The following is a 15,709-nucleotide window of genomic DNA, read 5'->3' as shown; positions in this document are numbered from 1 at the left end:
ACCACTCGACTATGAACAAAAGAAAAGCCGGGTTTATTTCTATTATACTTTTTACGGTTGCTGCTGCTTTACACCTAATCCATGAAGAGTGGACCCCCATCCCCGGGCAGGTACTTTTTTGCTCGCGCTGGATCGTTATTGCGGCACTTGTTTTATTCGGCTGGTATAAGAGATCACTCACTACCTGGATCTTTGTGGCCATGGCCATCGGTATTGAGATCGGGGTGGATTTCCCGGCATTTTCACAGAACCTCAAATTTCTGAGCACCATCTTTCTCCGGCTGATCAAAACCATCGTGGCTCCGCTGCTGTTCTCAACACTGGTAGTAGGTATCGCCAGTCACAGCAACCTGAAGCAGGTGGGCCGGATGGGATGGAAATCTATACTTTATTTTGAGATAGTTACCACTTTTGCACTGATCATCGGGCTGGTTTTTATCAATATCACGCATGCCGGAAAAGGTATTAAGATTCCCCCTTCTTTATTGCATGAGCTGCCCCACTCGCAGGAAAAAGTATTGCAGGAAAAAGTGATAACCATTATGGACAGCGCAGGGATAAATATACCTTCCAGGCTGATCGACCGCCTGCCGGATCCCTCCGAAAAAACATGGCAGGATCATATTGTGGATATTTTCCCGGAAAACATCATCAAATCCATTTATGAAGGCAATGTATTACCTATAGTTTTATTTAGTGTGGTATTTGGTATTTCATTGGCAATGTTGTCAGAGAGGCGAAAGAAACCTTTGGTGGATTTTACGGAAAGCCTTTCAGAGACCATGTTCAAGTTCACTAATATTATTATGCATTTTGCTCCTTTTGGTGTAGGTGCTGCAATCGCCGTCACTGTAGGACATTTGGGCATTGATATCCTGAAGAACCTGGGCATGCTGCTGATCACCTTATACCTGGCATTGTTCGCATTTATCCTGTTCATATTACTTCCCATTGCCCTGTTTATTGCCAAGGTTCCCGTGCGGCAGTTTATCAAGGCCGTGAGGGAACCGGTTTCCATCGCATTTGCCACAACAAGCTCCGATTCCGCATTGCCTAAAGCATTGGAAAACATGGAAAAATTCGGAGTACCTCAAAAAATAGTTTCGTTTGTGATCCCCACAGGTTATACCTTTAACCTGGACGGGACCACCTTGTACCTCTCACTGGCCTCGGTGTTTGTAGCACAGGCAGCAGGTATCCCGCTTTCATTTGGAGAACAATTGCTGATAGGTCTTTCTTTAATGCTGAGCAGCAAGGGAGTAGCGGCAGTTCCGCGGGCATCACTGGTGATACTTGTGGCTACCGCTCATACATTTAAATTACCGTTATGGCCCATCATGGCGATCTACGGGATCGATGAGCTGATGGATATGGCGCGTACATCTGTTAATGTTTTGGGAAATACGCTGGCAAGTTGCGTGATCGCAAGATGGGAAGGTGAATTTGATGAACAAAAAGCACGGAATTTTGTAGAGGAGTAGAGAATATTTAAACCAAAGAAATGATCGAACTTTTAACCAGCTTCAGCTGGACGGATTTGTTGCAACCGCAGTGGTATATTGAGAATGGCGGCCTGTGGCTGATACTTTTTGTTGTTTTTGCCGAAACCGGTCTTTTTGCCGGATTTTTCCTGCCTGGTGACACCCTGTTATTTATTGCGGGTATTTATGCCCATAAAATAGGAGAGGGTGCTACCGCCGAGCCCGGCCTGACCTATCAGTTTTTAAAACATTTTAATTTAGGACATATACAAAATGAATGGGTAGACCTGATCGTGCTCTGGGCGCTGATCGCGCTTTGCGGGATCCTGGGAAATATGGTGGGTTACTGGACGGGCCGTAAAGTAGGGCCGGCCATGTATCACTGGAAGGAGAATTTCTTTTTTAAACGCCGCTACCTGGAACAGGCGCATGATTTTTATGAGAAACATGGTGGCGGTGCCATCATCGTGGCACGTTTCCTGCCGTTTATCCGGACCTTTGCCCCGATCATCGCGGGTATCGTAGGGATGAACAAAGCCAAGTTTACCTTTTATAATATTGTGGGTTGCGTGGCCTGGGTATTTTCCATGTTGTTTGCGGGGCACTTCCTTCAGAAATGGCTGATGAGTGCTTTCCAGTTCGACCTGAAACAGCACCTGGAATATATTGTACTGGGGATTGTAGTGATAACAACGGCACCGGTTATCATTAAGCTGGCAAGCGGCAAGAAAAAAGCAAAGGAGAAAGAAGCAGCAGACGCCGCAAAAAAAGCGATTGATGCGGCAGCCGGTAATGCAGAATGATCCGGATCGCCAATAAATTTACAGCCCGTTAAGAACGGGCTTTTTTTATGAATGCTGCTGCCGCAGGAAAGTTGCCGGCGAACTATTACGGAATCGTTTATATCCCTTAACTTCTTAACGTTGCTAAATGCCGTGGTTCGGGACTTGCAAGGGAGTGATTGGAGAACCATTAAGGTCTTAAGAATAATTAAGATGTACTTTTATATCCCTTAACTTCCTACTGTTGTTAAATGCCGTGGTTCGGGATCTGCAGGGGAATGATTGGAGAACCATTAAGGTCTTTAAGAATAATTAAGATGTACTTTATATCCCTTAACTTCCTACTGTTGCTAAATGCCGTGGTTCGGGATCTGCAGGGAAGTGGTTGGAGAACCATTAAGGTCTTAAGAATAATTAAGGTGTACCTTATATCCCTTAACTTCTTAATGTTGTTAAATTCGATGGTTCGGTATCTGCAGGGGAATGATTGGTGAACGCGATTAAGGTATTAAGGATCATTAAGTGTTACTTAATGTCTCTTAACTCCTTAATGTTTTTAACTCCGCATCAAAAAAACTACGCCCGGCTCGTATACTTCCGCCATTTTTCAATAACAGCTTCCATGTCTCCGGGCAGCGGGCTGTCGAATAAGACCTCCTCATTGGTGTCGGGATGTACAAAACCCAGTGTTTTTGCATGCAGTGCCTGCCTTGGACAAAGAGCAAAGCAGTTCTCAACAAATTGCCGGTACTTGGTGTATACCGTTCCTTTTACGATCTTATCACCGCCATAAAAATCATCATTAAACAGGGGATGCCCGATGTATTTCATATGTACCCGGATCTGATGGGTGCGGCCTGTTTCCAGTATGCATTGCACCAGTGTTACATAGCCAAATCGTTCCAGCACTTTATAATGTGTGATGGCGTCTTTGCCATGATCGCCTTCGGGGTAGGCTTCAAACAATTTACGGAAGCGGAGATGCCGCCCCACATGCGCAATGATGGTGCCCTCGTCTTCTTCCAGATCGCCCCAGACAAGGGCAATGTACTTCCGGCTTACGGTATGATCAAAGAATTGCTTTGCCAGGGAACGCATGGCTTTTTCTGTTTTTGCCAGTACCAGCAGTCCGCTGGTGTTTTTATCGATCCGGTGCACCATGCCAAATCTTGGTAAGGTCTCTTCCGTAATGGCAGCGTTCTCCTGCTGCAGGTGATAGGCTACCGCATTGATCAGGGTGCCGTTGGGATTGCCGGAACCGGGATGTACCACCATGCCCGGCACCTTATTAACGATGAGTACCGCGGCATCTTCATAAGCGATGTTTAGCGGAATATTTTCAGGAACGATTTCGCTTTCTTCGGGAGCCATATCCGTAAAAACAACGATCTCCTGAATCCCCTTCAATTTATAATTAGGCTTTACTTCCCTGCCATCCACCAGTACCATTTTATTATGGATCGCCTGCTGGATCTTGTTGCGCGTGGCCCCTTCGATGCGGTTCATCAGGTATTTATCAATGCGGAAGGGCTCCTGTCCCTTGTCGGTCTTATATACAAATTTCTGGTACAGTTCATCATTGCTGTCTGTTCCTGCCGAAAAATCGTCCAACGCATCTGCTTCCTTTATTATCATGATAAACAGTATTTTAATTTGCTGAAAAAATGACGCCCTGCATCTTCCCGTTCCTGCAAATGTAAGACATCCGATTTTCTTGGTACCTTTGCGGATCAATTATGGAGCATCAGAAAGTACGGTTCAGTGATATGGGCATTATGCGGTACAAGGACGCATGGGATCACCAGGAGCAGCTGTTACAGGAAAATGTGGCGGTGAAAACAGCCGCAAGGGAGCGCGAAGACCGTGGGGAAGCGGCAACGGAGCCGGCCACCCTGCATCACCTGCTGTTTGTGGAGCACCCGCATGTATATACGCTCGGCAAAAGCGGGCATATGGAAAATGTATTGCTGAGTGAGGAAAACCTGGCCAAAAGGGGGATTGATTTTTTCCGGATCAACCGGGGCGGGGATATCACCTATCACGGGCCCGGACAGGTTGTGGGGTATCCCATTTTTGACCTGGAACGGTTCTATACCGATATCGGGCGGTACCTGCGTAATATCGAGGAAGTGGTGATCCGCACCCTTGCCGACTACGGCCTTAAAGGCGAACGTTCCCCCGGCGAAACGGGAGTGTGGCTGGATCCGTTCCTGCCCGGAAAAGAACGCAAGATCTGCGCCATCGGTGTGCGCACCAGCCGCTGGATCACCATGCATGGCTTTGCGCTGAACGTGAATACGGATCTGAACTACTTTAATTTTATCATTCCCTGTGGTATCCAGAACAAACAGGTGACCTCCCTGGCAAAGGAGCTGGGTGGCCCGGTTGAAATGGAGGAAGTGAAGGACCGGCTCCGCCGTCATTTTGAGGCAGTGTTCGAAATAACGCTCGACCGGAAGACCTGATCCTCCCCGGTGTTTTTTCTGATCATTTCCTGTTCAAAGGGACAGGGGAAAAAATGAATAATTACTAAAAACAACCGTTAGTTTTAAAAGAAATTTCAAATATTTATTTTGAAATTTAAATTTTCGTTTTATATTTGACACGCAATTATGAAAGCGACAAAATTTTATACCTGGTTTTATTTTAGCTTCTTCTTTTTTAGCGGAAAGCCGGGTGCATTTTTGTTGAACTAATTTTAAACAACATATTCAACATAAAAGAATCCCGGCGAAAGAGGCCGGGATTTTTTTGTAACTACAAGGATGCCGGAAGCAATAGCAGGAATTGACACGATTAAACAAATGAAAGAGCAGGAACCAGCAGTAAAAGCGCAGGAACAGCACAACGTTTCTTCCGGAAAGCCGGCAGGGAGCGTACACATGGCCATACAGGGGTACGAAGGCAGTTTTCACCAGGAGGCAGCAAACAACTTCTTTAAGAACCGGGTAACGGTTGAATGTTGTGATACCTTTAAAGAAGTGATCGCGGCTGCCAGGGATGCGGACCGGACTGACGGTTGTTTAATGGCCATTGAAAATTCCATCGCGGGCAGCATCCTTCCCAATTACAACCTGCTGCAGGGCAGCGACCTGCGGATCGCCGGGGAGGTATATATGCAGATCAACCAGAACCTGCTGGTAAATCCGGAGGTGGAGCTGGATGACATCCGTGAAGTACATTCCCATACCATGGCATTGCAGCAATGCTATGAATACCTGGATCAGTTTCGCTGGAAACTGGTAGAGGCTGAAGATACCGCGCTCAGTGCCCGTCATATCGCCCAGCACAAGGCCAAACATATTGCAGCTATTGCCAGCAAGCTCGCTGCAGAGCTATACGGATTAAAGATCATTGCACCTAAAATACAAACGCTTAAAAATAACTACACCCGTTTCCTGGTGCTGCGCCGCAGGGAAGACCTGCAGGAAACGGTTGAGGGGGATAAGGCATCGATCAATTTTCATACGGATCATTCCAAGGGCAGTCTGGCAAAAGTGCTTTCCATCATCGCAAAAGAAGACGTGAACCTGACCAAGCTGCAGAGCTTTCCGATCCCCGGAACACAGTTCCGGTACCAGTTCCACGCGGATATGGAGTTTGAGCAGTTAAAGGATTTTGAGAAAGTGATGGATAAGATAAAACCGGTGACCACGGGTTTAAAAGTTTACGGAATTTATAAAAGAGGTTCATGGAAGTAGCAAAAAGATTACAGGGTGTGGGCGAATACTATTTCTCAAAAAAACTGAGAGAGATCGATGAGCTGAATAAACAGGGGAAGAATATCATTAACCTGGGCATCGGCAGTCCGGACCTGCCGCCGCATCCCGAAGTGGTAAAGGCACTGCAGGAGGCCGCTGCACAACCCAATGTACACGGCTATCAGAATTATAAAGGCAGCCCGGTATTGCGTACTGCTTTTGCCGGCTGGTACCGGCAATGGTATGGTGTGGCACTGGACCCGGATACAGAAGTGTTGCCGCTGATCGGCAGTAAGGAAGGCATTATGCATATCTGCATGACCTACCTGAACGAGGGCGACCAGGTACTGGTGCCCAATCCGGGCTACCCCACTTACCGGAGTAATGTTACGATCGCCGGCGGTGTTTGCATCGATTACGGATTGAACGGGGAGAACGGCTACCAGCCCGACTTTGCGGCGATAGAGGCGGGGGACCTTTCAAAGGTGAAGCTGATGTTTGTAAACTATCCGCATATGCCTACCGGCCAGCAGCCGGATGCGGAAGTGTTCCGGGCGCTGATCGGTTTTGCAAAAAAACACGGGATCCTTATTGTGCACGATAATCCGTACAGCTTTATATTAAATGAAAAACCGCTCAGCCTTTTGAGTGTGGAGGGTGCAAAGGAAGTAGTGATCGAACTGAACTCACTGAGCAAATCGCATAACATGGCCGGATGGCGGGTAGGCGTGCTTTGCGGTGCCGCCGGCCGTATCAATGAAGTATTGCGCTTTAAAAGTAATATGGACAGCGGCATGTTCCTCCCCGTGCAGCTGGCTGCAGCAAAAGCCCTGGGCCTCGGAAAGGAATGGCACGATGAAGTGAATGCCGTTTACAGGGCGCGGCGGGAAAAAGTATATCAGTTACTCGATCTGCTGAAATGTACGTATTCCCGGGAACAGGTAGGCATGTTTATGTGGGCAGCGATCCCGGAGGGCTATAAGGATGGCTATGAACTGGCAGACGCCGTGCTGTATAATGCCAATGTGTTTATAACACCCGGTGGGATCTTTGGAAATGCCGGCGACCGTTTTATCCGGATCAGCCTCTGCGGTTCCACGGAACGGTTCGAGCAAGCTTTTGAGCGGATAAAAGAAGCGTCTATTAAATAAGGTACCTGTAATGAACAAACGGAAAAGAATAGCGATAATAGGAGTAGGGCTGATCGGAGGATCCATGGCCCTGCAGCTGCATGAGAAGAAGCTCTCGTCCCGGCTGATTGGTGTGGAAGCCAGCAGGGAACATGCGGAACAGGCGCTGGAATATGAGCTGGTGGATGAGTTCCTCCCGCTGGATGAAGCAATCACAGCAGCGGAAGTAGTGCTGCTGGCCATTCCGGTAAATAAGATGGCGCAGCTGCTGCCGCAGATCATGGACAAGGTGACCGACCAGATCGTAATGGATATGGGATCTACAAAATCATTGGTGATCGAAGCGATAAAGGATCACCCGAAACGGGGACGATTTGTAGCAACCCACCCGATGTGGGGTACAGAGTACAGCGGCCCGAAATCGGCCATACGCGGAGCTTTCGAAGGTAAGGCCGTGATCATCTGCAACGCGGCGGAGTCTGATCCTGATGCCCTGGAATGGGTAAAGAATATGTATGCAAAGATCGGGATGCGCGTTGTGGAAATGGAAGCAAAGGCACATGATCTGCACGTAGCCTACGTAAGCCATATTTCCCATATCACTTCATTTGCCCTTGCCAATACGGTGCTGGAAAAAGAAAAAGTGGAGAGCGCCATTTTTGAGATCGCCTCCGCAGGTTTTGAAAGCACGGTGCGACTGGCAAAAAGTAATCCGGATATGTGGGTACCCATTTTTTTACAGAATAAGGATAATATCATCGATGTACTGACCGAACACATCGATCAGCTGACCAAGTTCAAGGAGTCCATACAGTCCGACGATCCCGGAAGGCTGCAATCCCTGATCACCGATGCCAATAAAATAAAACGGATCATCCGATAACAAAATAGCAAATCACAAAATCACAAGTAAAATGAAAACTCTTGAAATGACGGATAAAGAAAAGACACAACAGGTATGGGCGAAACGCCCGATCGTTATCAGCGGGCCCTGCAGCGCTGAAACAGAAGAGCAGGTGCTGGCCACGGCGCAGCGCCTGGCAGCAACAGGTAAAGTAGATGTACTGCGTGCAGGCATCTGGAAACCCCGTACCAAACCGGGATTGTTTGAAGGCATCGGTGCCAAAGGATTACCCTGGCTTCAGGCAGCAAAGAAAGCAACCGGCCTGCCTACCGCAGTGGAAGTGGCAACCGCCAAACAGGTGGAAGATGCATTGACCTTTGATGTGGACATCCTCTGGATCGGAGCGCGTACTACCGTAAACCCCTTCAGCGTTCAGGAAGTGGCAGATGCCCTCAGAGGCGTTGATGTGCCGGTACTGGTAAAAAACCCGATCAATCCCGACCTGGAACTGTGGAGCGGCGGCGTGGAGCGTATCTCCCGTGCCGGTATCAAGAGCCTGGGCCTGATCCACCGCGGATTTTCCTCTTACGGAAATACACAATTCCGTAACGCACCCATGTGGCACCTGGCCATTGAAATGAAACTGCGTTACCCCGAACTGCCGATCATCAATGATCCTTCTCATATCTGCGGTAACCGCGAAGGCTTGTTTGATGTGGCACAGAAAGCCATTGACCTGGATTACGACGGGGTAATGATCGAGGCACATATCGATCCGGACAACGCCTGGAGCGATGCAAAACAGCAGGTGACCCCCGAGCGGCTGAAAGAAATGCTGGAAGCCATCGTATGGAGAAAAGAAAATACCGATAACTCCGAGCTGCAGGCCGGACTGGAAAAACTGCGCCAGCAGATCAACCACCTGGATGATGAAATGCTGCAGATCCTTTCCCAGCGCATGAAGATCGCCGATAAGATCGGACAATATAAAAAAGAGAATGACCTGACCATCCTGCAAACCAACCGATGGCAGGAAGTGCTGGATAAAATGATGGGCAAGGGCGAGAAGCTGGGCCTGAGCAAGGATTTTATTATGAAATACCTGGATGCAGTGCACCTGGAAAGCATCAATCATCAGAAGAATATCATGGACGCGCAATAGTTCATGGATCCTGGTTCATAGTTCATTGCAGATCGCGTTTATCTCATGAATTATGAACCATTCACTCTTAACCATCGTCAGGAATGGAAAAAATAATAAAATTCTCAAACGCTTCCACACATTTTTATTTCGACAGCAGCTTTAAACAGGTTACAAAAATTGCCGATAAAAAAGCACTGGTAGTAATAACGGATGAAAACATATTCAAAGCGCATCCGGCAACATTCAAAGGGCTGAATACGATCGTGCTCAAACCCGGCGAAGCCTATAAAGTACAGGCAACAGTAGATGAGGTGATCAATACCCTTATCAGCATGGAAGCCGACCGGAAGACCGTGCTGGTAGGCGTCGGCGGGGGCGTGATCACGGATCTTACCGGTTATATCGCTTCTGTGTATATGCGCGGCATACGGTTCGGGTTTGTACCCACATCCATATTGGCCCTGATAGATGCATCTATTGGCGGAAAGAATGGTATTGATGTGGACCGGTATAAGAACCTGGTGGGTATCATCCGCCAGCCTTCCTTCATTTTGCACGATGTATCTTTCCTGCAATCGCTGCCGCAGAATGAATGGGAGAACGGTTTTGCAGAGATCATCAAACATGCCTGTATCAAAGATGCGGCGATGTTCCGGCAGCTGCAGCAGGAATCGCTTTCCACGTATCAGAAAGATAAGAAAAAATTAAGCAGCCTGATCCGGCGGAATGCGCTGATCAAAACCAAGGTGGTGCAAAAGGATGAATTTGAAAAGGGAGACCGCCGCTTGCTGAACCTGGGGCATACATTGGGACATGCGCTGGAAAAAGAATATGAACTGATGCATGGACAGGCAGTGGCCATTGGTACTACTTATGCCTGTCATATTTCTGAACAACTGACCGGTTTTTCCCAGACAGCAGCCGTAGTGGCGTTGCTGGAGCAATACCAGCTTCCGACCTATGCGAGTTTTGATAAACAGAAAGTGTTTAACGGGCTGAAGATGGATAAGAAAAGAGAGCAAAAAGAAATGAACTTTGTATTGCTCAATAAGATCGGGCAGGGGGTGGTGAAACCGATTGCCATGAAGCAGCTGGAAAAAATCATAAATAAATTGTAAAGACCGTACCGGCAGCTGACGGCTTCCGGAACTTAAATAAAATCTGAATGAATAGAACCATACATCCTTCAAAGCTGAAGGGGGATATCTATGCGGCGGCTTCCAAAAGCTCGATGCAGCGGGCCTGTGCCGCTGCATTGCTTTCGCGCCGGCGCGTAGTGGTCGAGAATCCCGGTCACAGTAACGACGATCTCGCGGCCATGAGTATCATCAGGGCACTGGGCGCCACGATCACGGAAACCGGAAAAGACCATATGATCGAGATCGAGAGCTCCTTTTTAAAGAATGCCCCGGAAGTAAGGTCAAAAGAGGATGCGGTGAACTGTGGCGAAAGCGGTTTGAGTATCCGGATGTTTACACCCATTGTGGCCCTGTGTGAGAACCAGGTGACCATTAACGGGGAAGGCAGCCTGGTAACGCGTCCTATGGACTTCTTTGATACCGTATTGCCCGAACTGGGCGTACACATTCAATCAAATAATGGTAAACTGCCGCTGGTGGTTCAGGGCCCCCTGCTGCCGGCAACGATCACCATCGACGGATCGCTGAGCTCCCAGTTCCTTACAGGGCTTTTAATGGCTTTTTCCGCATCTCCGGTGACAGCGCCGGTCACCATCCGGGTAAACGAGCTGAAAAGCCGGCCGTATATCGATCTTACGCTGGATGTGATGAAACGGTTTGGCATGCGGATGCCCGAAAATCAAAACTATGAGGCCTTTGTATTTGATGGTGCTGCACCGCCAACCACAGATGAGCCGGTACATTATACGGTGGAAGGGGATTGGAGCGGCGGCGCCTTTTTGCTGGTGGCCGGTGCCATTGCCGGTGATATCCGTGTAAGAGGCCTGCAGCAGACCAGCACGCAGGCAGACAAAAAAATCATCGAAGCATTGATGGCTGCCGGTGCCGGTATTGCTATGGAGGCCAAAGGGATAGTATTGCATGCAGCACCCCTGAAAGCATTTGAATTTGATGCGACTGATTGTCCGGATCTCTTCCCGCCGCTGGTGGCACTGGCTGCCAATTGCAAGGGTGTTACCACCATTAAAGGGGTGAGCCGCCTGGCGCATAAGGAAAGCGACAGGGGTATTACCCTGCAGGAAGAGTTCGGGAAGATGGGCATCCGGGTAGAACTGGATGGTGATCAGATGCGGGTGCATGGTGGTGTTATAAAAGGCGCAGTGGTGCATTCCCGTCATGATCACCGGATCGCGATGGCCTGTGCTACTGCTGCTTTAAAAGCGGATGGTGCGGTGACCATCGAAGAAGCCCAGGCAGTGAATAAATCCTATCCCGATTTTTATGACCATTTGAAAGAACTGGGGGCAACGGTTACGGGCGGACTTGAATACAGAGATGCATTAAATGAAATTTATTCAAATAAGGGAGATCAATAGTTAGGTTTGTGCGGTGGGATGCGGGTCGTGAACGATGACCGTTTTATAAGGGGATGCTCATTTCATTTTTTACTTTCTCTCCCGCTAATCAACCCGGGTTCAGATCCGCCAGAGTAACTGATTCAGATCCGGATGAACTATGAGCGGGTATTTTTTTGACTAAAAATATTGATAATAATGAACACGTTCGGACAATTATTCCGGGTACAGATATTCGGAGAATCACATGGGGAATGCGTGGGAGTGGTGCTGGACGGGGTGCCTGCGGGACTGGCCGTGCCGGTGGAGGATTTTCTGCCGGATATGGAGCGCCGGAAAGGAGGTACACAAAAAGGGGCTACTCCCCGGAAGGAAGATGATATCCCCCTATTCAAAAGCGGTGTCTTTAATGGCATGACCACAGGGTTCCCGGTGATGATCTATTTTGAAAATAAAAATACCCGCAGCGGGGATTATGAAAAACTGCGGAGTTTTCCGCGGCCGGGGCATGCGGATTTTGTGGCGCATAAAAAATTTGGCGGGTTTGAAGATTACAGGGGGGGAGGACATTTCAGCGCCCGTCTTACAACAGGATTGGTGGCTGCGGGAGTCATCGCAAAAAAACTGCTGGCCGGAATCACTATCGAAGCCCGGATCACCGAGATCGGCGGCGATCCCGACCCGGAGCGGGGCCTGCAAAAAGCCATCGATGCCAAGGACTCGGTCGGCGGACTCATTGAATGCCGCGTAACAGGGCTTCCCGTAGGACTGGGAGAGCCGTATTTTGATTCGGTGGAATCGGTGCTGGCCCACCTGCTGTTCACCATTCCGGCTGTAAAAGGGGTGGAGTTCGGTGCGGGTTTTGCCGCAGCAAAAATGTTTGGTTCGCAGCACAATGATCCTATCGAAAATATGGAAGGTAAAACCGCTACCAATAATGCCGGCGGAATTGTTGGCGGCATCACCAACGGGAATGAACTGGTATTCCGGATCGCCATCAAGCCCACAGCTTCTACGCCAAAGCCGCAGCACAGCCTCAACTGGGAGACCGGCCAGATGGAGGATTTTTCAGTAAAAGGGCGTCACGATCTTTGTGTGGCACTGCGTGCACCGGTGATTGTAGAGGCTGTTACAGCGATAGCCCTGGCGGACCTGATGCTGCTGGAAGACCGGATCAGCCGGGTTGTCAAATCCTAAGCTGTTGATAAAGACCCCGTTCCTTAACGCTAAATTATTTTTTGGCATGTTTTTTTGTATTAACTTTAAAGTGACGAAAACTTTATTCACTTGTTAAACTGAAAAACTATGGGTATTTTATCTTGGATCATTTTTGGATTGATAGCAGGTGCTATTGCTAAAGCCTTACACCCGGGCAAAGATCCCGGTGGATGGATCGTGACTATTATTATAGGTATTGCCGGGGCCTTTGTGGGCGGATGGATCGGAACACAGGTGCTGGGCATTCCTATTAACGGGAACTGGTCGTTTAAAGGCTTTGCATTTGCTATTTTGGGAGCCGTTATTTTATTGTGGTTGTACGGGATGATCACCCGGAAGAAAGGCGTCTGACCTGCAATCGTCTGCATATAATTTCAACCCGCTGTAAAGCGGGTTTTTTAATTTTCAAACACTACGGTTTTGTTGCCATCCACAATGACACGATCCTGCAATACCAGCTGAAGGGCCCGGGCCAGTACTGCTTCTTCTACCTCTTTACCCAGTGTTACCATATCCCTTACCGAATGGGAGTGATTGACGGGTATGATCTGCTGGGCGATGATGGGGCCTTCATCCAGTACATCCGTAACAAAATGGGCAGTAGCACCAATAAGTTTTACACCGCGCTCATGTGCCTGCCGGTAAGGGCTGGCACCTACAAAGGCGGGCAGGAAAGAGTGGTGGATATTGATGATGCGGTGCGGGTAGGCGGCCACAAAGCCGGAGGACAGGATCCGCATGAATTTTGCCAGGATGATATAGTCAAATGTATAGGCGTTCAGTGCTGTCAGCAATGTTTCTTCAAACGCTGCTTTTGAACGGCTGGTGTGATCGATATAATGAAAGGGGATATCGAATTTTTCGGTAAGCGACCGCAGGGTCTCATGATTGCCGATCACACATTCCACGGAAGCCCCCAATGTGTTGAAATAATTCCGCAGCAGGATATCACCCAGGCAGTGGTATTCCTTAGTTACAAGAACTGCAACCTTTTTTTTGGGAGCGGTATGGATGACAATGGTGCTGTTTTGCGGTAATACCCTTCTGAGCTGTTCTTTAACGCCAGCGGCCTGCGCATCCCCGTCAGCGATCTCAAGACGCAGGTAAAAGCGGTCGACTTCCACATTCACATATTCCCGCATGGAGATGATGTTAAGACCGGCATCTGCCATTACCCGGGAAACAACGGCTACAAGCCCCACCTGGTCCGGACACTGTATTAAGATGATCATTGGCTAAAAATAAAACTATTTCACTTTAAAAATGTTATTGTATTTTCATTTTGGATTGCAATATCAATGTATGGACTGTAAGACCCTAGATTTTTCTTACGAGAACACCGGTTTCTTTAGCAAACTGGTGCTGGATTATCTGAATAAGGATGAAAAACTAAGCCCTTTTTACAACGAATTTCCTTCTGATGCCGCCATTGGGCGTGCGCTGGAACACAGAAAGAAAACCGGAGGGGTGGATCGTTCCCGTTTGTCCCGCGCATTGCAGCAGCAGTATACATCGGTGCCGGTTTCTGCCTCCGTAAAGACCAGTCTGGAACTGTTAGAACAGGAAACGACGTTTACGGTCACCACGGCGCACCAGCCCAACCTGTTTACAGGTCCGTTTTACTTTATTTATAAGATCCTGCATGCCATCCGCCTTGCGGAAAAATGCCGGCAATTGTACCCGGCATATAATTTTGTACCGGTATATTATATGGGAAGCGAGGACGCCGACCTGGATGAGCTGGGGCATCTTTTTATCAGCGGGCAAAAAATGGAATGGCAGACCCGTCAGACCGGTGCTGTAGGACGGATGAAGGTTGATGATGCTTTGCTGGAACTGCTCGGCAGGATAGAAGCCCAGATCGGCGTATTGCCCTGCGGAACTGAGATCAGCCGTCAGCTGCGGTCTTTTTATGAGAAGGGAGTGTCGATACAGGAAGCTACTTTCCGGCTGGTAAATTTTCTGTTTGAGGCTTACGGCCTGGTAGTGGTGATCCCCGACAGCGCCCTGCTTAAAGCTGCGGCAATTGAATTATTTAAAGACGAATTGCTGAACAGCCGGTCCTCCGTTATTGTGGAAGCAACCGCTGCGCAGCTGGCCGGCGCAGGGTACAGGGTACAGGCGCATGGGCGGGAGATCAACCTGTTCTATCTGACGGATGAGGGGCGTTACCGGATCGAACGGTCGGAGGAGCAATGGAAGGTATTGGAGACCCATCTTGTTTTTTCAAAAGAAGAATTGTTACAGGAGCTGGAGAAACATCCCGAACGCTTCAGCCCGAATGTGATCCTGCGCCCTGTTTTCCAGGAGCTCATCCTGCCCAATCTCTTGTTTATAGGCGGTGGCGGAGAGCTGGCTTACTGGATCCAGCTGAAAAAAATATTTGAACAGTATGGAGTGCCTTATCCGTTACTGGTTTTACGGAATTCATTTTTGTTCATTAACAGTAAGCAGGCTGCTTTAATGCAGCAACTGGAATTTGAACCACTGCAATTATTCCGGACGCTTCACCAGCTTAAAAACGACTGGATCACCCGGCATTCCGTGCATGAGCTGGGGGTGGAGAAAGCCCTGCTGGATGTGGAGCAACTGTACAACGGACTGAAAAAACAGGCGGCGCCGGTTGATGAAACACTATTGCGGCATATTACAGCCCTTGAAAAAACGACCGGAAAAGGAATTCTTGAACTCGGAAAAAAATTACTTCGCGCCGAAAAGCGGAACCATGAGTCGGCTATGAATCAAACCGGAAAGCTAAAAGATCAGTTGTTCCCTCATAACAGTTTGCAGGAGCGTATTGAAAACTTCCTGCCTTTTTATGCCGTATATGGTAAAGAAATGATAGCAGCGCTTTACCGGCATTCATTGGCATTGGAGCAGCGGTTCGTCGTCTTGCAGGAAAAATAGGCATGCCG

The 15,709-nt window shown here is 48.6% G+C and carries 14 protein-coding genes; 12 read left to right on the top strand and 2 right to left on the bottom strand.

The genetic code is table 11. From position 1 onward, the window contains the following. The first annotated feature begins 11 nt into the window (after positions 1 to 11). Together K7B07_RS26135 and K7B07_RS26130 are read left to right on the top strand one after the other, a co-directional pair. On the top strand, positions 12 to 1,481 hold the full coding sequence (locus tag K7B07_RS26135) for a dicarboxylate/amino acid:cation symporter (protein ID WP_223713499.1): 1,470 nt from the start codon (positions 12 to 14) through the stop codon (positions 1,479 to 1,481). A 20-nt stretch (positions 1,482 to 1,501) separates the two neighbouring features. After that, complete coding sequence (locus tag K7B07_RS26130) at positions 1,502 to 2,284, top strand: DedA family protein (RefSeq protein WP_223713498.1); 783 nt, start codon at positions 1,502 to 1,504, stop codon at positions 2,282 to 2,284. A gap of 555 nt (positions 2,285 to 2,839) precedes the next feature. Here the strand turns inward: K7B07_RS26130 and K7B07_RS26125 are convergent. After that, complete coding sequence (locus tag K7B07_RS26125; RefSeq protein ID WP_223713497.1) at positions 2,840 to 3,898, bottom strand: RluA family pseudouridine synthase; 1,059 nt, start codon at positions 3,896 to 3,898, stop codon at positions 2,840 to 2,842. Positions 3,899 to 3,999: 101 nt separating this feature from the next. On the opposite strand from K7B07_RS26125, the gene lipB reads away from it, so the two are divergent. The 9 genes from lipB (at position 4,000) to K7B07_RS26080 (ending at position 13,145) form a co-directional block, all read left to right on the top strand. Further along, positions 4,000 to 4,728, top strand: coding sequence for a lipoyl(octanoyl) transferase LipB (gene lipB, locus K7B07_RS26120; protein ID WP_223713496.1), 729 nt, complete (start codon positions 4,000 to 4,002; stop codon positions 4,726 to 4,728). Between the two features lie 300 nt (positions 4,729 to 5,028). After that, positions 5,029 to 5,964: a prephenate dehydratase gene (locus tag K7B07_RS26115; RefSeq protein ID WP_223713495.1), complete on the top strand. Its 936-nt coding sequence runs from the start codon at positions 5,029 to 5,031 to the stop codon at positions 5,962 to 5,964. Next, complete coding sequence (locus tag K7B07_RS26110) at positions 5,955 to 7,115, top strand: pyridoxal phosphate-dependent aminotransferase (protein ID WP_223713494.1); 1,161 nt, start codon at positions 5,955 to 5,957, stop codon at positions 7,113 to 7,115. Before K7B07_RS26115 ends, K7B07_RS26110 begins: the two co-directional genes overlap by 10 nt. A gap of 10 nt (positions 7,116 to 7,125) precedes the next feature. Further along, on the top strand, positions 7,126 to 7,977 hold the full coding sequence (locus tag K7B07_RS26105) for a prephenate dehydrogenase (protein WP_223713493.1): 852 nt from the start codon (positions 7,126 to 7,128) through the stop codon (positions 7,975 to 7,977). 31 nt (positions 7,978 to 8,008) lie between these two features. After that, complete coding sequence (locus K7B07_RS26100) at positions 8,009 to 9,100, top strand: chorismate mutase (RefSeq protein ID WP_223713492.1); 1,092 nt, start codon at positions 8,009 to 8,011, stop codon at positions 9,098 to 9,100. Positions 9,101 to 9,183: 83 nt separating this feature from the next. Continuing rightward, complete coding sequence (gene aroB, locus K7B07_RS26095; RefSeq protein WP_223713491.1) at positions 9,184 to 10,200, top strand: 3-dehydroquinate synthase; 1,017 nt, start codon at positions 9,184 to 9,186, stop codon at positions 10,198 to 10,200. A gap of 47 nt (positions 10,201 to 10,247) precedes the next feature. Continuing rightward, on the top strand, positions 10,248 to 11,597 hold the full coding sequence (aroA, locus tag K7B07_RS26090) for a 3-phosphoshikimate 1-carboxyvinyltransferase (protein WP_223713490.1): 1,350 nt from the start codon (positions 10,248 to 10,250) through the stop codon (positions 11,595 to 11,597). A gap of 177 nt (positions 11,598 to 11,774) precedes the next feature. Further along, positions 11,775 to 12,773, top strand: a complete 999-nt coding sequence (locus K7B07_RS26085; RefSeq protein WP_223713489.1) for a chorismate synthase — start codon at positions 11,775 to 11,777, stop codon at positions 12,771 to 12,773. Between the two features lie 108 nt (positions 12,774 to 12,881). After that, positions 12,882 to 13,145, top strand: coding sequence for a GlsB/YeaQ/YmgE family stress response membrane protein (locus tag K7B07_RS26080; RefSeq protein ID WP_223713488.1), 264 nt, complete (start codon positions 12,882 to 12,884; stop codon positions 13,143 to 13,145). 47 nt (positions 13,146 to 13,192) lie between these two features. Here K7B07_RS26080 and purU read toward each other — a convergent pair whose 3' ends face one another. Continuing rightward, positions 13,193 to 14,026, bottom strand: a complete 834-nt coding sequence (gene purU / locus K7B07_RS26075) for a formyltetrahydrofolate deformylase (protein WP_223713487.1) — start codon at positions 14,024 to 14,026, stop codon at positions 13,193 to 13,195. 31 nt (positions 14,027 to 14,057) lie between these two features. Between purU and bshC the strand changes: the two genes are divergently transcribed. Continuing rightward, positions 14,058 to 15,701 (top strand): bacillithiol biosynthesis cysteine-adding enzyme BshC, encoded by a 1,644-nt coding sequence (gene bshC, locus K7B07_RS26070; protein ID WP_223713486.1) that lies wholly within the window; start codon positions 14,058 to 14,060, stop codon positions 15,699 to 15,701. Positions 15,702 to 15,709: the final 8 nt, after the last annotated feature.

This window comes from Niabella beijingensis (genome assembly GCF_020034665.1).
In the GTDB taxonomy this organism is placed as follows: Bacteria; Bacteroidota; Bacteroidia; order Chitinophagales; family Chitinophagaceae; genus Niabella; species Niabella beijingensis.
The sequence above is the reverse complement of the archived record's forward strand: the minus strand, read 5'-3'. Positions and strand labels throughout refer to the sequence as shown.